Raw genomic sequence first — 18,338 nt, forward strand, 5'->3', positions numbered from 1 at the left:
CGTGCCGCCTCCCGACGGCGGTCGCCGCGGCCCCGAACCACCCGAAAGGCCCGTCCGATCACGCCCCGGGCGTCCCGCCGCCCCAGGATGGGAGGGACCGCTAGGCAAGGGAGCGCCGCGTTCCCGGCAGGGAGGCGACCTCATGGCCCGGCGATGCCTGGTCCTCAGCGCGAGCATGGGCGCCGGCCACGACGCCGTCGCCGCCGAACTGGCCCGCAGGCTCCGCACACGCGGCTTCGACGTCCACGTCCAGGACGTACTGGCCCTCCTGCCGCCCGGCACCGGGCGCGCCCTGCGCGGCTTCTACCACGGGATCGTCCGCCACGCGCCGGTCGTCTACACGGCGATCCACCGGGTGTTCCTGGCGCCCCGCCCGCCCGCGCGGGACGCCACCAGGGCCGTGCCGCGTGCCGACGTGTCCCCGCTGGCGTCCCTCGCCGAGCGCCCCCTCGCGCGTCTGCTGGCCCGGGTGCGCCCCGACGTCGTCGTCTCCACCTTCCACCTGGCCGCCCAGGTCACCGGGGGCATGCGGCAGCGCGGCACCCTCCGTGTCCCCGCCGCCGTGTACGTCACGGACTTCGCCGTCCACCGCGGCTGGCTCCATCCGGGCAACGACCTCCACCTGTGTGTCAGCGACCGCGCGGCGAAGGCCGCCCGCGCGGGCACGGGCCGCCCGGCGGCCGCCCCCGGACCGGTCGTGCCCCCGGCGTTCGGCACGGCTCGCGGCTCGGCCGCGGGAAGCCCGACCTCCCCGTGGGGCCAGGCGGGTGGCCGTGCCGATCCCACCGTCCTGCTCTCGTCCGGTGCCTGGGGCGTCGGCTCCGGCCTGCTCGCCACCGCCCGGGCCCTCGCCGCACACCGCCTGGCGCCCGTCCTCCTGTGCGGCCGTGACGAGCGGCTGCGCCACCGCGCCGCCCGTGTCCCGGGGGTCGTGGCGCTCGGCTGGACCGACGAGCTGCCCGAGCTGATGGCCACGGCACGGCTCCTCGTCGACAACGCGGCGGGCCAGACCGCCGTCCAGGCCCTGGCCGCCGGGCTGCCCGTGGTCGGCTACCGGCCCATCGCGGGGCACGGCGCCGAAGGGGTGCGCACGATGGCGGCCGAGGGCCTGACCACCTGGGCCGGGAACCTGCCCGAGCTGCTGGCCGCCGTCGGCCGGCTCGTCCCGGACGGCCCGGAACGCGACGGACAGACCGCGCGCGGCCTGGCCCTCTTCCGTGACGACGCGGCCCGCCTCGTCGCCGACCTGGCCGACCGCAACACGCCCCACGCGGCCGGCCGGACGCCCCACCACCCCTGGTGACCCCGCAACTCCTCGGGCCGCACCAGCGCCTCACCCCAGCGGCAGGTACATCACGTGCGGCGCCCCCGTCACCGGATGCACGCCCACCCGCGCCGGCACCCGGTAGACCTCGGCCAGCAGGTCCTCCGTCAGCACCTCGTCCGGCGTCCCCGACGACACGATCCGCCCCCCGTCCAGCACGTACAGCAGGTCGCAGTACGCGGCGGCCAGGTTCAGATCGTGCAGCACCAGCAGATTCGTCGTGCCCAGGCGCCGTACGAGGCCCAGGACCTCCAGCTGGAAGCGGACGTCCAGGTGATTGGTCGGCTCGTCGAGGACCAGCAGCCCCGGCTCCTGCACGAGCGCCCGGGCGACCAGGGCACGCTGCCGCTCACCGCCCGACAGCCCGTCGAACCGCCGCCCCGCGAGCGCCTCCACGCCCACCGTACGCAGCGCCTCCGCCACCAGCCGGGCGTCCCCGGGACCGTCCTGCTCCCAGAACCGCTTGTGCGGACCGCGCCCCATCGCGACCACCTCACGGACCGTCAGCCCGAAGGAGCCCGGCGCGTCCTGCGGCACCACGGCGACCCGCCGGGCCCGCTCCCGTACCGTCAGCGCCGCCGCGTCCCGCCCGTCCAGCAGCACCCGGCCGCCCGCCGGCCGCACCGCCCCGTACACACAGCGCAGGAGCGTCGTCTTGCCGCTCCCGTTCGGCCCGACCAGCCCCACCGTCACGCCCGGCCCGGCCCGTACGCCGACCCCGTCCAGCAGGACACGCCCGCCCACCTCGTACCGCAGGTCCTCCGTGACCAGTTCCACGGCCCGGCGCCCCCTCACTCCACGACCCCCTCGGTCCGCCCCGCACGCCGCAGCAGCCACAGGAAGAACGGCCCGCCCGCCAGCGCCGTGACCACCCCGACCGGTATCTCCTCCGGCGCGGCCACCGTCCGCGCCACCAGGTCGGCCGCCGACAGGAACACCGCACCGCCGAGCGCCGCCACCGGCAGCAGCCGGCGGTGCCCGGCGCCCACCACCATCCGCGCCGCGTGCGGCACCATCAGCCCCACGAAGCCGATCGCCCCGCTGAACGCCACCAGCACCCCCACCACCAGCGACACGAGCACGAACATCCCGGCCGGAACCGCCCGGCGTCCAGCCCCAGCGTCCTGGCCCCCTCCTCGCCCGCCAGCAGCAGGTCCAGCGGCCGCGCCAGCCCCAGCAGCACTCCGACGCCCACCACCAGGGCGCCCACCGGCACCACCAACTGGTCCCACCGCGCCGCGCCCAGCCCGCCCAGCGTCCAGAACAGCACCGTGCGCACCTGCTCGGGCCGCGCCGACAGGACCAGCACCAGACTCGTGAACGCCGCCAGCACGTACTGCACCGCGACCCCCGCGAGCACCAGCCGGCCCGTCGTCATGTGACCGCCCCGCCGGGCCAGCGCGTACACCGCGACCAGCGCCCCCAGCGACCCGGCGAACGCCGCCGCCGGAAGCGCCACCGTCGTCGCCAGACCGGCACCGACACCGAGCACCACCACCACGACGGCCCCGGCCGACGCCCCCGACGAGGCTCCCAGCAGGAACGGGTCCGCGAGCGCGTTGCGCACCAGCGCCTGGAGCACCACGCCCGCGACCGCGAGACCGGCACCCACCACGGCGCCGAGCACCACCCGAGGCATCCGCACGTCCCACACGATCGATGCGAACGCCCCCGTCCGCTCCCCGCCGAGGACGATCCCGAGCACCTCGCCCGGCGGGATCCACACCGCCCCCAGCGCCAGCCCCACCACCGCGACCACGGCCAGCGCCGCCCCCAGCGCCGCGAGCACCACCAGGCAGCGCACGGCGGGCCGCTCGCCGGCGCCCTTCACGCCGCGCCCGGGTGCAACTGCCGGGCCAGGTCCTCCACCGCGTCCGCGACCCGCACGCCCAGCACGGCCGACGACAGCGGCAGCACGGCGAACCGCTTGTCCCGGATCGCGGGAACACCCGCCAGCGCCGGATCGTTCAACAGGCGCCGCTTCTTCGCCTCGACCGACGTGCCGCCGTAGTCGTAGATCACGACGACCTCGGGCCGGCGCGCGATGACCTGTTCCCACGACACGTCCCCGAACGCCTTGTCCACATCGCCGAACACGTTCTCGCCGCCGGCCAGCGAGACGATCTGATGGCCGACGCCCGCCCCGCCCGCCGTGAACGCCGACGCGTCACCCGAGTCGTACACGAACACCGACGGTCGCGACACGCCCTTCAGCCGTGCCCGCACGCCGTCGATACGGCGCTGCTCCTCCCGCAGCAGCCGCTCACCGCGCTCCGGCACCCCGAAGGTCCGTGCCACCTCCCGCACCTCGGTACGCAACTGCTCCAGACCCACCGGCCCGTCCGTGCAGTACTCCACATTGAGGCGGGTCGCGATGCCCGCCCTCTCCAGACCGGCCCGGTCGCGGCCGGCCCCCTCGTCGAAGGCGCTCTCGTAACCCCCGTACACGAAATCCGGGTCCGCCCCGAGCAGGACCTCCTTCGACGGGTACTCCTTCGCCAGGACCTTCACCCTGCCGTAGGCGTCGCGGAACTCGGGCAGCACCGCGTCGTCGAGGTACGCGGTGCCCGCCATGCGGTCCTGGAGGCCCAGCGCGAGGAGCACCTCCGTCGCGTGCTGATTCATGGTCACCGCCCGCCGGGGCGGCGCCTCGTAGGTCGTCGTCACCCCGCAGTTGGTGACGGTGTAGGGGAAACCGGCGGCCGCCGGCGACGACGCCGACGCACCCCCGGGTTCACCGCGGGCACCACAAGCGGCGAGCGGGAAGAGCAGAACGGACGTCAGGAACGCGCGCAGCGCGGCGCGGGAACGGGCCATGGCCGTGCCTTTCCGGGGGATCCTCGTCCCCTGAAGGAATGGAAGAGGCGGCGCGTCAGTGTCTGACTCCCGGACGCCGCACGGCAGTCCGGTCACAGTGGCGGGACCGCACCGGATTCGCACCGGTTTCCTGGACCACGCCGCCCTGAGTGATCGCCGACAGTCTGCCAGACGGCACGCCCCCGCCCCGGGCGGGGGCGGGGGCGCACCGGTCAGGCACCCGTCGGGGCTACCACCAGCGCTGCGTCGTGTCGCGCAGCGTGTTCGTCCCGCAGTGCACCTCGCCCATGCCGAGGTGGTACGTGTAGAAGTCGTCGATGTACGACACCCGCATCCCCGCCCCGCGGTACGCGGCCGTGACGGCCTCCGTGAACACGTCCTTGCCGTTGATCACCGGACCCCACTGCTTCGGCGCCAGGTACCGGTCCTTGCCCAGCACCACACCGTTGACCGCGCCGGGAATGTACGCGCTGGTCTGCACCGTCAGCTCCGGCCCCGCCAGCCGCCGCTGCTGGCCGAAGCGGCGGACCTCCTCCATGCTCTCGGCCGACCCGCCGAGCCGGCGCAGCAGCGGCACGCGCCGCTCGTCGCTCTTGCCGCCCGCGGGCTCCGCGTCCCCTTCGATGCCCCGCGTGTACAGGGCCGGCACGCGCACCACCTCGGCGTCCGTCACCCCGGTCTCCCGCTTCAGGACCTCCAGGTTCGCCGCGATACGCCGCGCCGCCAGCGCGTTGTCCGCCGCCAGCTTCGGATTGGCGAGCGCCTGGTCGATGGTCTCGCCGGGCCGCCCCATCCCGATGGCCGGCGGCACCGAGAACACGCCCCTGCCGCCGTGGCCCTGCGCCTTGGCGTCCCGCAGCAGCCGCATGCCCGCCTCCGGGTCGGCCACGGCTATCCGCCAGCCGCGCGGCGTGTCCGCCGGGAGGAACTGCACGAACTCGTCCACGTGCCCCACGTGCAGCCACGACGTGTCCAGCAGCAGCGGGTCCTGCAGGCCCTGCGACGCCAGCAGGGTGCGCATCGCCCGCGCCGGCTTCGCCCCGGTGTCCTTGCGCTCACCCATGATGATCCGCCCGGCGGGGAACGCACGGCCGGCGTGCTCGTAGGGAGGAATGGTCTCCAGGTTGCCCATGGAGTTGAGCGTCCACTCCTCCGAGTCGAGGACCTGCGTCACCTGCACGACGCCCACGTCCGGGCCGCGCATCTTCGTGAACAGCTGCCGTCCCGCCGTACGGTCCGGCTGCGCCGACCGCAGCATGATCCGCATCGACTGGGCCTTGCCGCCCGGCCCCGCCATGCTCGCGTAGGCGGGCTCCACGAAGTCCTGCGTCCACGGGTCGGGCTCGGTGAACTTCACCGACGCCGGACCGATGCCGGCCTCGCGGGTCTGCGCGTCCAGCGCCTCCACGAACGCCCGCTGGCGCTTGCCGTACGAGCCGCCGCCCTGGATCTGCGTCACCATGACCCGCTGAGTCTGCTGCAGGTGATGGTGGGTCAGCAGCGGGGCGACCCGGAGGGTGACGCGGTCCGTCGTCGCCGGGGCGCCGCCGCCCGGGGCGACCGCGAGTTCGACGACCACGGTGCCGTCCCACACCGCCCGGTCCCGGACGATGTCGGTGGCCTCCGCGTACAGCTCGACGCCGGCCCGCAGTTCGGCGGCCGTCAGCTTCACGGCCGGGGTCAGCACGACCCAGCGGCCCGCCCGCTTGAGGAACAGCCGGGAGCGCGAGGCCCCCGGACCGACGACCCGCACCGAACCGGACGCCGCGTCCGCCAGTGCGGGCATCGGCACGGTACGCAGCCGGGCCAGGTCCGCCGCGTCCGCGGCGCCGTTGACCACGGCGTCCGACGCGTCGTTGCAGCGGGCGAGGTCCGCGTCGGACAGCGGCTTGCCGTTCGGCGCCGTCGCCTTGCAACGCCGCCCGTCGTCGTCGATGTTCGGCAGCAGCACCGCGCCTCTGCCGGTCGTCCAGGTGTCCTCGCCCTCCACGTCCGACGCACCGGTGACGTCCACGGTCCCGTCCCGGTTCACATCGGCCCGCAGGTCCGCCGCGGCCGGCGCGGGAGCGGCGACTGCGGGCGTCATGGGGGCCAGGGCGGCCGTCACCACGGCGATGGCGAGGGCGGTGCGCCCGGGGGTGTTCACACGCATCATGCGGCCCTTCTTGTGGTTGCACAGTTCGATGTGCTCGCACGGACTGATGCGCGGAACGGGACGTGCGTTGCCCCACCCGCCCGAGATCACCCCCCAGACGTACCGGACGCTCCCGAATCCTCCTCAAGTCCCTTGACAGAACGGGGATAGCCCCTTCAACTCCTGCGCCCGCTCGGTTCCGAGCGGCTGCCGGGTGCGTCACGTATGGTGATCCCGTAGCCGACGGGGGAGCGGGGAGGACCATGAATCTGCTCGCGATGAGCGACCTGCACACACGCCATTCCGAGAACCGGGCGTTCATCGACGGCCTGCGTCCCGAATCGCCCGACGACTGGCTGCTCGTCGCCGGCGACGTCGCGGAGACCACCACCGACATCGTCCGGACCATGAGCCTCCTGCGCGACCGTTTCGGCACGGTGATCTGGACGCCGGGCAACCACGAACTGTGGACCACGCCCGCCGACCCCGTCCAACTCCGCGGCGAGGCCCGCTACCAGTACCTCGTCGCCGCCCTCCGCGACCTCGGCGTGATCACCCCCGAGGACCCCTACCCGCACTGGCCCGGACCCGACGGGCCCGTCGTCGTCGCCCCGCTCTTCGTCCTCTACGACTACAGCTTCCGCCGACCCGGCATGCACACCAAGGACGAGGCGCTGAAGGCCGCCCACGACGCGGGCGTGGTGTGCACCGACGAGTTCGTCCTGCACCCCGACCCGTACCCCAGCCGCGACGCGTGGTGCCGGGCCCGCGTCGAGTACACCCGCGCCCGCCTCGACGCCATCGACCCCACCCTCCCCACCGTCCTCGTCAACCACTTCCCGCTCGTCCGCGAACCCACCCGCATCCTGCGCTGGCCGGACTTCGCCCTGTGGTGCGGCACGGAGGCCACCGCCGACTGGCACACCCGCTACCGCTCCGCCGCCGTCGTCCACGGCCATCTGCACATCCCGCGCACGGTCGTCGTCGACGGCGTACCGCACCACGAGGTGTCCCTCGGCTATCCGCGCGAGTGGACCCGGCGCGCCCAGGAACCTGTCGGACTGCACCGGATCCTGCCCGGCGGCCGTCCCGCGCCGACCGCCTCGACACCCTGAGCGATCCACAGGCGATCGAAGAGAAAAACCCGAGGCCGGTGTGGGTAAGGTGGCTCCCGGAGGTGGAGCCCTGTGCCCAACGAGCAAGAAACACTCTTCAGTGCCGTCGACGCACTGCTGGAACAGGTCGCCCAGGACCCGCTCCCGCCCCCCGCCGAGCGCAAGCGCCTCCGCGAGGCCGCCGGACTGACCCAGGACCAGGTCGCCAAGGTGCTCAACACGCGGCGCGAGTCCATCGGCAACTGGGAGTCCGGGCGCAGCGAACCCCGGCCCCCGAAGCGGGCCGCCTACGCCCGGCTGCTCGACGGACTCGCCGACCGCTTCCCGCCGGAACCGGAACCGGAGCCGGAGCCGGAACCGGAACCGGCTGCTCAGGCGGAACCCGAACCGGCTCCTCAGCCGGAGCCGCAGCTGGCATCGGGCCTCCGACCGGAGCCGGAGCCGCAGTCGAAGCCACAACCCGAGCCGGAGCCCCATGCGGCCGTGCCCCCCGCCGCGCCACCGGCTCCCGCCGCGGCCGACGTACCGCCCCCGGCCGAGCCTCACGTACCACCCCAGGCCACAGCTCCAGTGGCCGCGCCCGCGCGCACCCGTGCACCCGCCGCCCGACGCCCGGCGGCGTCCGCACCTTCCCCCGAGACGTCCGCCGACGACGGGTTCGCGAACGGGCCCCTCGGCGTCCTGGACGGTGACGGGGCGCTCTACTGCACGGGCGGCCTCGTCCTGGACTGCCCGGCCCGTACGATCCCGGCGCTCGCCGAGTGGACCCTCGCCGAGTCCCGGCTCGGCGCGCCCCGGCTCCACCCGTGGGGCAAGGACGCCGACCCCCTCATCGTGCTGACCGCCGCGGCGGCCGAACGGCTCGGGCTGCCCCCCGTCCTGGAGGACCGCCGAGGCCTGCGGCTGCCGGAGAACCACAAGGCCGTACGGCAGGTCACCCGCGCCGGATGGCGGCTGACCCGGCGCGGATTCGGCCCCTGGGCACGCATCTACCGCCCCGCCGACGGCGGCCGGCGGCAGTGCGTACAGCTCGCCGTCCTGCCGTGGGGCGCGCTCGACTCCCGTTCGTGGGGGGACGCCGCCGACCTGGAGCCGGCCGAGCTGGCGCGCGTCCTGGGTGTCTACGCGACCAGGGTGATCACGCCCCGGGGCTCGACCGCCGTGTGCGGCCTGGAGGCGATGACCGCGCTGCGCCCGCCCACGCGCGCGGTGCGGGACGAACAGACCGGCGCCTGGGTGTCGGGCCCGGTGCCGGGCTCCCTCACGCACCCCGTGGACCCCGCCCCGCCGGAGGCCCCCGCCGAACACCCCGCGGTCGCCGCCCTGTACCCGCGGGGCCACCAGCGGACGCCCGCCGAGGTGCTGGAAGAGGAGGCGTACGACTGGATCCGTGACCCGCAGCTGCTGACCGACGCCGAGTGCGAGCGCGCGTACGCCGTCGGCATCGACGTGAACACCGCGTTCCTGGCGGCCGCCAACCGGCTGTCCGTCGGACTCGGGGCACCGGTGCACGTCAAGGAGCCGGTGTTCGACCGGAAGACGCCCGGCTCCTGGCTGGTGGACCTGTCCGGCATCGAGCTGGACCCGCGGCTGCCCAGCCCGTTCACCCCGCACGGCGGCCGCCCGGACGGCCCCGCGTGGTACGCCACGCCGACGGTGGCCTACGCGCAGGAGCTGATCGAGACGTACGGCCTGCCCGGCGCGGTCCGCCCGCTGGAGGCCTGGCTGCGCACCGGGTCGGGGCCGTACCTCGACCCCTGGTACAAGCACCTGTCGGAGGCGTACAAGGCGACGATGGCGGACCTGGGCGTCACCTCCGGCATGCCGGCCGACGCGTTCCTGGCGGCGATGGAGCACCACAAGGACGGCGACCCCGGCATGGCGGCGGTGCTCTCGGCGATCAAGTCGACGGTGAAGGGCGGCATCGGCAAGCTGCGCGAACGGCCGCAGGGCGCCGCCCACACGTACGGCGAGCGGTGGCCCGCGCTGGACCGGCCGGCGTGGCGGCCCGACATCCGCGCCGCGGTCATCGCCACGGCGAGGGTCAACATGCACCGCAAGATTCTCAAGACCGCGCTCGCCGGGCGCCCGACGCCCGCCGGTCGCCTCGTGCTCGACGAGGACGCGGCGATCCCCGTCGCCCTTCTGTCCGACTGCGCGGTCTACCTCGCCGACGGGCCCTCGCCCCTGGACTTCCTCCCGTACACGGCCGACGGGAAACCGGCACCGGGCACCTTCCGCCTCGGGGTGTCGCCCGGCATGGTCAAGCACGAGGGCACACAGTCGCTGATGTGGGCGGTCAGGTTGCTCGACGAGGGACACAACCCCGCCCGGCACATCAAGGGCGGCGACAGGGACAGCGGGGAGTAGCGGCATCCGATGGGCATCCTCGGCGACAGCCTCGACAAGGCCACGGCGAACACCGCCACGCGCCCGGCGCCCAAGGGCGCGCCCGCGCAGATGCGCTTCCTCGTCCGGCAGCTCAAAGGCACCCGGCCGGTGGCCGGGCTGCTCGGCGTGTCCCAGCGCACCGTCGAGCGGTACGTGAAGGACCAGTTGAGGAAGCCGCGCCCCGAACTGGCGGCCCGCCTCGCGGAGGAGGTCGCGAAGCGCTGGCAGCCGCGGGTCAAGGAGCGCGCCCGGAAGCACGCGGCCACCACGGGCGGGATCACCGTGGAGACCCGCGCCCGCTTCGGCTTCACCGCGGCGCCCGGCTCCACCGACGACGGCCGCATCCGCCTGATCACCCAGCACCTGCCCCCGGCGTACGCGGCCCGCCTGTTCGAGGCCCGGGAGGCGGGCGCCCCGGACGAACAGCTCCGGGCAGTCGTCGCGGAAGGCCTCCAGGAGCAGTACTTCAAGGACGGCGGCCGCCGCGCCGCGGGGCTGCTGGTGGAGTTCACGGACATCGACTACGTCGAACTCGACTTCTGAACCACCCCGTTGATCAGGCGATTTCCGGCGGAACCACTCCTTCCCTGTATGTGATCCGTAACAGACCAACGGGGCAGACGCGTCGAGGGCGATTCCTGGTGCACACTCTGCATGCCATCGAAAGTCGAGAGCGGCCGCCCGCGGCCGACCACGGGGGAACACCATGAGCACTCCTGCCTGCAGGAACCACAAGAGCGCCAAGGGTTGGAAGTCCTACGCCACCGGAGCCGCGGTGGTCGCCGCGCTGCTCGCGTCCACGGCGTGCCAGCCGACCGCGGCCGACGGTTCGGACGACCCCAAGGCCTCGGACCGGCCGAGCGCGACGGGTTCGGCGAAGCCGAGCGGCACGGCTTCGGCGCAGCCGGGCGGCAGTTCGGGCAACACCGGTGGAACCGGCGGGACCGGTGGTAGCGGCGACAAGGACACCATCGCCGCCTGCACCCAGGACGCACTCGCGGTGTCCGCCGTGAAGGAGCCCGCGGACAGCAAGGAGGCCAGGCACCTCCTCATCACCGTCCAGAACGCCGGCGACAAGAAGTGCAACCTCTACCACTACCCTCACGTGCGGCTCGGTGCCAATGCCCGGACCACGGTTCCCGTGATCCAGGACAGTGACCCCGACCCGGGGGCACCCGTCACCATCGCTCCGGGCGAGGAGGCACACGCCGCTCTGCTCGCGAGCGGCGGCGCCAGGGACGAGTACGAGGCGAAGAGCATCACCCTCAGGCTGCACGGCCGCAAGCTCGGCAGCACCGCGAGCGAGCCGATCGACGTGCCCATGCCCGTCGACACGTTGTACGCGGACGACGGTCAGCTGGTCACCTACTGGACGACCGCTTCCGGCGCAGCCCTGGACTTCATCACGTCGAAGTGACGGATCCCGACCGGGACCGCAGCACTGACGGCGGCCGTGCCCCGGCGGGGACGACTCCCGCCGGGGCTCGGTGCGAGGCCGGTGGTCAGCCCTGCTGCCGCGCCCGGTACAGGTCGCGCAGCAGGGCGATCTCGGCGCCGTGGTGGAGGAGTTCCTGATTGACCCACCAGACGATGTCGAGGAACGGGTCCTCGTCGTAGCTCCCGTGCGGGTACGTGCAGTATCCGACGGTGTCGAGCGCGGCGTCGTCCAGCTGTGACAGCGCCTGCCGCCAGGCCTCGGCCCCGGCGTCGAACGCCGCGATCGCGCCGACGGCGTCGCCGCTGCTGCGGTAGTCGTCCCGGGTGAGCGTGCCCGTGCGCCCCGTGTGGTCGGCGGCCACGGTCAGCAGCTCGCTCAGGTGGCTCAGGCGCCAGGCGATCGTCGTGAACGGCGGCGGCGTGGGATGCGGGCCGGCCGCGGAGTCACGCCCCCAGTCGCCCGCACCGGTCAGCTCGGTCGCGCGCGGCCCCGGCCCCTGCGCACGCTCCCGCACCGACCAGCACCCGGGCACCGGTTCCCACAGGTACTCCTCGTCGGTCATGGGCTCGACCTCGACGCCCGTTCCGTTGCCGCTGTCCATGACGGGCCCCGCCATCCGGCCGGTGAGGCGCTCGCGCGCGAAGTCGAACTGCTCCAGCAGCGGCGCCAGACGGGGTGGAAGGGGGGTCGTCGTCATCGCGCGCTCCTGGTCGCCGGGGTTCGGTCCGCGTCCGGCACCCTCCCATGGTCGTGGGCGTGGACGCAGCCCATTTACGGCGCCTGCGGCGCCCTTCCCCGCAGGAGCCGCGAATCCCCTGACAGCCCCTGACAGGGAAGGCGCCTACGGTCGACGCGCGGGCGACCGTCCCGCCACCCCGTCGAGGAGGACACCACAGTGGTCCCGAACCCCCACCCGAACCCGGAGGCCGACCCGCACCCGGTCGTGGACGCGAGCGGCCTCTCCGTCATCGAACTCCGCCAGTACACGCTGCGCCCCGGGCGGCGCGACGAACTGGTCTCGCTCTTCGACCGGGAGTTCATCGAACCCCAGGAAGCCGCCGGAGCCGCGATCCTCGGCCAGTTCCTGGACCTCGACGACCCCGACCGGTTCGTCTGGCTGCGCGGCTTCACCGACATGACGGCACGTCACCGGGCGCTCACCGCCTTCTACGGCGGACCGGTGTGGGCCCAGCACGGACCCCGCGCCAACGCGACCATGGCCGACTCCGACGACGTCCTGCTCCTGCGGCCCGCCCCGGCCGGGAACGGCCTCGTCGCCCCCTCCGGGCGGCCGCCGGCCGGGACCCCGGCACCGGACCGGTTCGTCTCCGCCACCGTCTGGTTCTTCCCGCCCGGACGGAACAACGGCTCCGAACTCATCCAGCAGCGCCTGCTGCCCGTGCTCCGCCGCACGGGACCCGCCCCGCTCGCGGTCCTCACCACCGAGACGGCACCCAACACCTTCCCGCGGCTGCCCGTCCGCACCGGAGTGAACGTCGTCGCGGTCCTCACCTCGTACGCGGACGGAGAAGCCCACCGCGCACACGTCGCGGCCACGTCGGCCCATCCCCTCGTACGGGACGACATCCTGCCGGCCGTCCAGCGGGAGCAGACGGCACCACCCCAGCTCCTGCGGCTGGCCCCCACGGGCCGCTCGCTCATCCGCTGAGCCCGCGCGTCCCTCCCGTCGTCACGCGCCGGTGTGCAGGTAGGCCGCCCAGCGGGTGGGCACCTCCGGGTACGTGTCGCGGATCGCGCGCAGCGCGGTGTTGAGCGCATCGGCCGAGAACGTCGTGTCGGGCGGGCGGGTACCCCGGGCCGTGAGGCCCGCGTACACCGCCCCCGCCACGGCGGCGCTGTCGGGCGCGGGCCACAGCGTGCCGATCACACTGCGGAAGCCGGCCAGCTGGAACGCGGCGGCCAGGTGCATCGGCTCGTCCGGCATGTCCCGGTGGCCCTCGGCGGTGCCGCAGGCGGACAGGAAGGCCAGCGCTCCGTGCTCCAGACGGGCCTCCTGGACGTGCAGGGCGGTCAGCGTCTCGCCCGACGCGAGGTGGAGCCCGCCGCCGCGCAGGGTGGTCAGCGCCGCGTCGCTGTCGCCGTGGCAGGCGAAGTGGACGATCCGGTGGTCGCGCAACGCCGCCTCCACGACGGGCAGGGTCGCTTCCCCGCCGAGCAGCAGGCGCGAACCCGGAACGCTCCCCATGACGGCCTGCGCCTCCTGCCCGGCCAGCGGCAGCGGAGGCATCCCCGGCGCGTCGGGCACCGCCACGACCAGGGCGCCCGTGCGGTCCCGGCCGCGGCCCTGCGGCGGCGTGTCGCGCAGCGCGTGCGCCAGCGCGCCGAGCGTCGGCGTGTACGAGGGGACGACACGGTCCACGACCGTGCGGGGCCGTCCGCCGGCCGGCCCTCCGGTGCGCGGGGCGCGGTGGTGGCCCGCCGCGTGCAGCGGCAGCCGCACCACCGCACCGACGGGACACCACCACAGCCGCGGCGGTTCACCGCCTGCGCCGGGACCGTGCTCCGGAAGCCGCTCCAGGACCGGCCCGGCGACCTCGTCCCACAGCCACGCGAGGACCGCGTGCACCTCCGCCTGGGCCGCCTCGCGCCGGTCGAACCCGGCGGCCACGTCGCCCGCGTCGGCGACCGCCGCCTCCAGCCGGTGGACCCGCTCCCGTACGGCCGCCTCGGACAGCCCCGGCAGCGGTACGCGCACGACGGGGCGCTCCGGATCGGCCGGCACCAGCAGCGCGTCACCCCGCTCCCGGTGAGCCAGCACGAAGACCACCGGCGCACCGGCGACGCGGGCGCGCAGCCGGTGCAACGGCTCCGGACGCATCAGCTCCGCGAAGTCGGGGTGCCGGGTGAGCCGTTCGAGGAGCGCGGCGCGCTCGGCGGCCAGCCGCCGGGTCTCCTCGGCCCAGCGGGGGCGCAGGTCCACCGAGTCCGTCTTCTCCTCGGTCTTCCGGCCGAACAGGCCGCGCCTGACCACCTCCGTCGTGACGACCCGCACGTTGGCCAGGAAGTCGGCCTCGCCGAGCCGGGCGTCGATCTCCGCGAGGCGCCCGGCCGCCTCCGGGTCGATCGCCCGCAGCGGCGCCCAGTGGCGGCGCGTCGCGATCGCCTGCCCGTACAGCACCGCACGGCCGTTCTCCAGCAGCTCCACCGCCCGGTCGGTCCGGCCGCAGTCGAGCGCGGCTTCCGCCGCCCGCGCGGCGATCCGGGCGCTGTGGCGTGCACCGCCCTTGCGCCACGGGCCCGTCAGCGAGCGGCGCGAGAGCACGGAGAGCTCGTCGAGCGCCGCCTCCAGCGCCCGCAGCGCGAGCGCCGGGTCGCCGGCCGCACGGGCCAGGGCCGCCCGCCGCTCCTGCGCCTCGACCCGCTGGTGGGCGGGCGCGGCCGGGGCGGTGGCCACGACCTCCCACGCGGCCAGCGCCTCGGCGCGCAGCGCCGGATCGGTGCCGCCGCCCGCCTCGTGAAGTGCGGTGCACGCCCGCGCCAGGCACTCGTTGCGCCCCCACCACATGCCGTGGTCGCGCGGCGTACGGGCCACCGCGTCCCGCACCAGCGCCACGGCGTCGTCCAGCAGCCGCCGGTCGCCGGTCTCCTCGTACCGAAGCAGCCGCACCCGGCCGATCGCGCTCAGGAAGCGGAGCACGTCCGGGTGCCCGGCGGGCAGCCCGGCCAGTCCCCGCCGGTACGCCTGCTCCGCCTCCGCCAGCCGCCCCTCGGCGTCCTCGTCCCGCATCGGGTCGGACGACAGCACCGCCCCGAGGTTGAACAGCACCTGGTCCCGCGCCGGATCGCCCTCCGGCAGCGCGTCCGCCGCCTCCCGGGCGCACGCCACGGCCTCGTCCCCCAAGGCGTGGTCGGCCCTCGCGTCGGCCAGCTCCCGCAGCGCCTGGGAGAGGTTCGCCAGCCGGAACGGCCGGCACGTATCACCGGGCGGCGTGAGCGCCAGGGCCTGCCTGCGCAGGTCGACGGACTCCGGGAGCAGGGTGATGTCCGTCAGCACGTCGACGGCTGCGAACAGCACGCCCGCCAGCCGGTCGAGGGACTCGGGCGTGCCGGGATCGCCGGCACGCAGCAGCGGCACGGCCTGCCGTACGGCCGCCACGGCGGCCTCGGCGAGCGCAACGGCCGGTCCCTGCGCGGCGGTCGGGCGCTGTGCCGCGCCGCCGTCCGACGGCCCGGCCGTGGCCGGGTCGGCCGCCGCGTGGATCGTCGCCTCGGCGAGCGCGACGAGGGCGCGGCTCGCCAGCGGGTGGCCGGGAGGCGCGGCGTCGGCCGCCCGTACCGCGCGGGCGCGAGCCGTGAGGGGCGTGACGTCGTCGCCGCCCTCCCGCCAGTGCCGCAACTCGGCCTCCGCGGCCACGACCAGCGCGAGCGGACGGTCCGCGTCGTCGCCCGGCACCGCGTCCAGCAGCTCGACGGCGGCCCCCCACCGGGCGGCCGCCGACGCGCCGGGGTTCTCGGCGGCATCCCACAGCGCCTCCACCCGGTTCACGCCGCCGGTGCCGCCAGTACGGTCGGCACCGCTCATGCCGCTCCCGCCCCCCGCGCCAGGCGTCGGCCGGTCGAGGACCGCCCGCACGGCGGCGGCACCCCACCGTGCCACGGCCCTCCGCTGCACAGCGGCCAGCAACGCCCAGTGGTGCCCCGCCCTCGGGTGCCCGTCCACCGTCGCGCGCACCAACTCGTGCGCGACGGCCAGTGCCTCGGTCAGCGGCCCGTCCTCCCCGGTCGCTCCATGGAGCCGTACGAGAACCGGCACGAGCTCACGGGCCGGTTCCAGCGACACGGGAACGGCGCGCCGCGCGATCTCGACCGCGCGGCGCAGGTCGTCGGCCGCCCGGACGAGCGCGGGCGCGCCCGGCGCGCCGTCTTCCTGCCGCGCGGCACCGCGGGCCGCGAGCAGCAGTCGATTCGCCAGGTGCGGATCGTGCTTCTCGGGCCGGGTGCGCCGTACGGCCTCCCGGGCGATGCGCTCGGTCTCCGCGAAGTACTCCGGCGCCCAGCGCTCGGCGACCGTCCACGTCAGGCGGGCGTGGTCGGTGAGCACCGCGGCCGCCTCCAGGTCCGGCAGCAGGCCCGATTCCAGCCACCGCACCTGGTTGTCGAGGGTCGCGTCCAGCACCTTCCTCTCCCCGTCCCGGTCGAACCGGGCCATCAGGTCGAGCATGTCGTGGATGGTGTCCGACGCGAGGGACCGGCCGTCGCCGGAGGACCGCGCGCCCCCGCGCGGGCGGGGGAGGAGCACCGACCGCAGCCGGTGCAGCAGCCCCTGACGCGCGGCCGCCTGCTCGGCGCGCTCCCGCAACGGGGCGGGCAGACCGGCGACTTCGGGCGTGGTGGGGAGCGCGGCCGGGCCCACCGCCGCACCGAGCGGGCCGGCCGTCGCGAGTGCGGCGCGCAGTTCGAGCAGCCCGCTCAGGCCGGGCCGGTGCAGATAGCGGTACCAGTACCAGAGCGCGACCAGGGCCGGTCCCGCCGGGCCGGCGGGGGCCGACCGGGGGCCCGGCAGCGGGGGCAGGTCCGCCTCGTCGCCCGTCCCCGCGTACGCCTCCAGTTCGGGTCCGCCCGTCCAGAGGACCTGGCTGGTCGCGTCGTTCATGCACCACTCCGTATTCACCCGTGACTCACCCGTAGCGCCACCGCACCCACCGTGATGTCCCACTGTGTCAGAGCAATCACCGTCCGTGGCGGGTACGTTGGGTCTCGCGAGACACGAGGAGGGGCGGTATGGACGAGGTGGCGGAGCGCCTGGGGCGGCTCTGCGCCCAGGCCGGGGGCGGGGCGCTGGCCGAGCGGGCGGCGCGGTACGGGGTCGGGGACGTCCTCGACCGGCTGCAGGAGGCGGTGCGGTCGGGTACCGCCGGGCCCGGGTTGCTGGCGGACCTGCGGGAGCTGGACGAGGCGTTCGCGCGCCACGGCATCGACGGGCTCACCACGGGCGCCCGCGCCTACGTACCGTTCGCCGGCGGCCGCCCGCATCCCGTCGTGACGCTGTGGGGCTGCCCCGCGGACCGCCCCTGCAACCGCCTGGAGCCCCGGGCCGCCCAGGAAGTCCGCGCCGCCGCCCGCGACTCCCGGGAGGCCCGCACCGGTGACGCCGAGCCGCCGCTGTGCGCCCTGACCGGAGCGCCCCTGCGGGCACGGCGGTTCCGGCTGTGAGCGTGATCCTCGCCGAACTCGGCAAACAGGTCGCCGGCCGCTGGGCCGCGCTGCTGCTCCTGCCCGGCGCCTGTTACGTCATCGCGGTCGTCGTCGCCGTGCTGCTCGGCCACGGCGACGCCCTCGACCCGCGCCCGCTGGCCGCCTGGCTGGACCGGGTCGCCGCCGCACCGGCCAGCGGCCGGTTCGGAACGGTCCTCATCGCGGCGATGGGCTTCACGGCCGCGTCCGCCGCGGCGGGAGTGGCCGCGTCGGCGGCGGCCCTGCTCGTCGAGTGGACCTGGGGCGCGGCGGGCGACGAACCGGTGCTGCGCCGGTTCGCCCGGCGGCGCGGCCGGCGCTGGGACCGGGCGCAGGCCGAAGTGGACGCGGCCCTGCGGGAGTTCGCGGAGGGGGGCGGCGCCCCGCGCGCGGCGGAGCGGCTGCGGGCCGCGATCGCCCGGCGCGACGCCGTCTGCCCCGTACCGGCACGGCGGCCGACCTGGGTGGGGGACCGGCTGTACGCCGTCGACGAGCGCGTCCACGACAGCTACCACCTGGACCTGTCGGCCGCCTGGCCCCGCCTGTGGCTGATGCTCCCGGACGCGGCCCGCGCCGAACTGGCCGAGGCCAGGACCGGCTGCGACTCGGCGGCCCGGCTCACCGGCTGGGGACTGCTCTACCTGCCGCTCGCCGTCCTGTGGTGGCCCGCCGCGCCGATCGCCGCGGGTGTCCTGCTGGCCGCCCGCCACCGCTCCCGCCAGGCGGTGGCTGTCCAGGCCGACCTGGTCGAGGCGGCGGTCGACCTGTACGGCCGCGACCTGGCCGGCCAGCTCGGCATCGACTGCCCGGACCGGCTCACCCCCGAGACGGGCGCCGCGACGACCGCCGTCCTGCGCAAGGACCGCACGAACCCGGCGCTTTGATGCCGGCATGAACCCGGCGGCCCGGCGCCGCGGACATGCG

The 18,338-nt window shown here is 75.3% G+C and carries 13 protein-coding genes, 1 pseudogene and 1 riboswitch; of the genes and pseudogenes, 8 read left to right on the forward strand and 6 right to left on the reverse strand.

Translation table 11 applies throughout. The annotated features are described in order from the left end of the window. Positions 1-142 precede the first annotated feature (142 nt). The gene (locus ABEB09_RS33310) at positions 143-1,303 is read left to right on the forward strand and encodes an MGDG synthase family glycosyltransferase (RefSeq protein WP_345693643.1); all 1,161 of its coding nucleotides are present in this window, start codon (positions 143-145) and stop codon (positions 1,301-1,303) included. Positions 1,304-1,333: 30 nt separating this feature from the next. Here ABEB09_RS33310 and ABEB09_RS33315 read toward each other — a convergent pair whose 3' ends face one another. The 4 genes and pseudogenes from ABEB09_RS33315 to ABEB09_RS33330 all read right to left on the reverse strand — a co-directional run bounded on the left by ABEB09_RS33315 (position 1,334) and on the right by ABEB09_RS33330 (position 6,293). Beyond that, entirely contained in the window at positions 1,334-2,101 is a 768-nt protein-coding gene (locus ABEB09_RS33315; RefSeq protein ID WP_345693644.1) for an ABC transporter ATP-binding protein, read from the reverse strand. Positions 2,102-2,115: 14 nt separating this feature from the next. After that, positions 2,116-3,128: pseudogene (locus ABEB09_RS33320) on the reverse strand (FecCD family ABC transporter permease). Positions 3,129-3,151: 23 nt separating this feature from the next. Beyond that, on the reverse strand, positions 3,152-4,141 hold the full coding sequence (locus ABEB09_RS33325; RefSeq protein ID WP_345693645.1) for an ABC transporter substrate-binding protein: 990 nt from the start codon (positions 4,139-4,141) through the stop codon (positions 3,152-3,154). A 36-nt stretch (positions 4,142-4,177) separates the two neighbouring features. Then, positions 4,178-4,297, reverse strand: a riboswitch (cobalamin riboswitch). A 73-nt stretch (positions 4,298-4,370) separates the two neighbouring features. Continuing rightward, the gene (locus ABEB09_RS33330) at positions 4,371-6,293 is read right to left on the reverse strand and encodes a protein-arginine deiminase domain-containing protein (RefSeq protein ID WP_380839754.1); all 1,923 of its coding nucleotides are present in this window, start codon (positions 6,291-6,293) and stop codon (positions 4,371-4,373) included. A gap of 245 nt (positions 6,294-6,538) precedes the next feature. Between ABEB09_RS33330 and ABEB09_RS33335 the strand changes: the two genes are divergently transcribed. The 4 genes from ABEB09_RS33335 to ABEB09_RS33350 all read left to right on the forward strand — a co-directional run bounded on the left by ABEB09_RS33335 (position 6,539) and on the right by ABEB09_RS33350 (position 11,198). Further along, positions 6,539-7,390 (forward strand): metallophosphoesterase family protein, encoded by an 852-nt coding sequence (locus ABEB09_RS33335; RefSeq protein WP_345693647.1) that lies wholly within the window; start codon positions 6,539-6,541, stop codon positions 7,388-7,390. 72 nt (positions 7,391-7,462) lie between these two features. After that, positions 7,463-9,760 (forward strand): telomere-associated protein Tap, encoded by a 2,298-nt coding sequence (tap, locus tag ABEB09_RS33340; RefSeq protein WP_345693648.1) that lies wholly within the window; start codon positions 7,463-7,465, stop codon positions 9,758-9,760. A 9-nt stretch (positions 9,761-9,769) separates the two neighbouring features. After that, positions 9,770-10,324: a telomere-protecting terminal protein Tpg gene (tpg, locus tag ABEB09_RS33345; protein ID WP_345693649.1), complete on the forward strand. Its 555-nt coding sequence runs from the start codon at positions 9,770-9,772 to the stop codon at positions 10,322-10,324. 163 nt (positions 10,325-10,487) lie between these two features. Next, positions 10,488-11,198: a DUF4232 domain-containing protein gene (locus ABEB09_RS33350; protein ID WP_345693650.1), complete on the forward strand. Its 711-nt coding sequence runs from the start codon at positions 10,488-10,490 to the stop codon at positions 11,196-11,198. 85 nt (positions 11,199-11,283) lie between these two features. Here ABEB09_RS33350 and ABEB09_RS33355 read toward each other — a convergent pair whose 3' ends face one another. Then, complete coding sequence (locus ABEB09_RS33355) at positions 11,284-11,916, reverse strand: DinB family protein (protein WP_345693651.1); 633 nt, start codon at positions 11,914-11,916, stop codon at positions 11,284-11,286. Positions 11,917-12,114: 198 nt separating this feature from the next. On the opposite strand from ABEB09_RS33355, the gene ABEB09_RS33360 reads away from it, so the two are divergent. After that, positions 12,115-12,888, forward strand: a complete 774-nt coding sequence (locus ABEB09_RS33360) for an NIPSNAP family protein (protein ID WP_380839632.1) — start codon at positions 12,115-12,117, stop codon at positions 12,886-12,888. 21 nt (positions 12,889-12,909) lie between these two features. Here the strand turns inward: ABEB09_RS33360 and ABEB09_RS33365 are convergent, their stop codons facing one another. Then, positions 12,910-16,833, reverse strand: a complete 3,924-nt coding sequence (locus ABEB09_RS33365; protein WP_345693652.1) for a CHAT domain-containing protein — start codon at positions 16,831-16,833, stop codon at positions 12,910-12,912. A gap of 128 nt (positions 16,834-16,961) precedes the next feature. On the opposite strand from ABEB09_RS33365, the gene ABEB09_RS33370 reads away from it, so the two are divergent. Together ABEB09_RS33370 and ABEB09_RS33375 are read left to right on the forward strand one after the other, a co-directional pair. Then, positions 16,962-17,393, forward strand: coding sequence for a hypothetical protein (locus tag ABEB09_RS33370; RefSeq protein ID WP_345693653.1), 432 nt, complete (start codon positions 16,962-16,964; stop codon positions 17,391-17,393). Beyond that, positions 17,390-18,298, forward strand: a complete 909-nt coding sequence (locus ABEB09_RS33375) for a hypothetical protein (RefSeq protein WP_345693654.1) — start codon at positions 17,390-17,392, stop codon at positions 18,296-18,298. Before ABEB09_RS33370 ends, ABEB09_RS33375 begins: the two co-directional genes overlap by 4 nt. The last annotated feature ends 40 nt before the right edge of the window (positions 18,299-18,338 follow it).

This window comes from Streptomyces coeruleoprunus (assembly GCF_039542925.1).
Taxonomy (GTDB): domain Bacteria; phylum Actinomycetota; class Actinomycetes; order Streptomycetales; family Streptomycetaceae; genus Streptomyces; species Streptomyces coeruleoprunus.

What these genes read in the sequence shown, in the direction of transcription:
- ABEB09_RS33310 (WP_345693643.1), top strand. Translation starts at nt 143, where the DNA reads ATGGCCCGGCGATGCCTGGTCCTCAGCGCGAGCATGGGCGCCGGCCAC.
- ABEB09_RS33325 (WP_345693645.1), bottom strand. Translation starts at nt 4,141, where the DNA reads ATGGCCCGTTCCCGCGCCGCGCTGCGCGCGTTCCTGACGTCCGTTCTG.
- ABEB09_RS33330 (WP_380839754.1), bottom strand. Translation starts at nt 6,293, where the DNA reads ATGCGTGTGAACACCCCCGGGCGCACCGCCCTCGCCATCGCCGTGGTG.
- ABEB09_RS33335 (WP_345693647.1), top strand. Translation starts at nt 6,539, where the DNA reads ATGAATCTGCTCGCGATGAGCGACCTGCACACACGCCATTCCGAGAAC.
- tpg (WP_345693649.1), top strand. Translation starts at nt 9,770, where the DNA reads ATGGGCATCCTCGGCGACAGCCTCGACAAGGCCACGGCGAACACCGCC.
- ABEB09_RS33350 (WP_345693650.1), top strand. Translation starts at nt 10,488, where the DNA reads ATGAGCACTCCTGCCTGCAGGAACCACAAGAGCGCCAAGGGTTGGAAG.
- ABEB09_RS33355 (WP_345693651.1), bottom strand. Translation starts at nt 11,916, where the DNA reads ATGACGACGACCCCCCTTCCACCCCGTCTGGCGCCGCTGCTGGAGCAG.
- ABEB09_RS33365 (WP_345693652.1), bottom strand. Translation starts at nt 16,833, where the DNA reads ATGAACGACGCGACCAGCCAGGTCCTCTGGACGGGCGGACCCGAACTG.
- ABEB09_RS33370 (WP_345693653.1), top strand. Translation starts at nt 16,962, where the DNA reads ATGGACGAGGTGGCGGAGCGCCTGGGGCGGCTCTGCGCCCAGGCCGGG.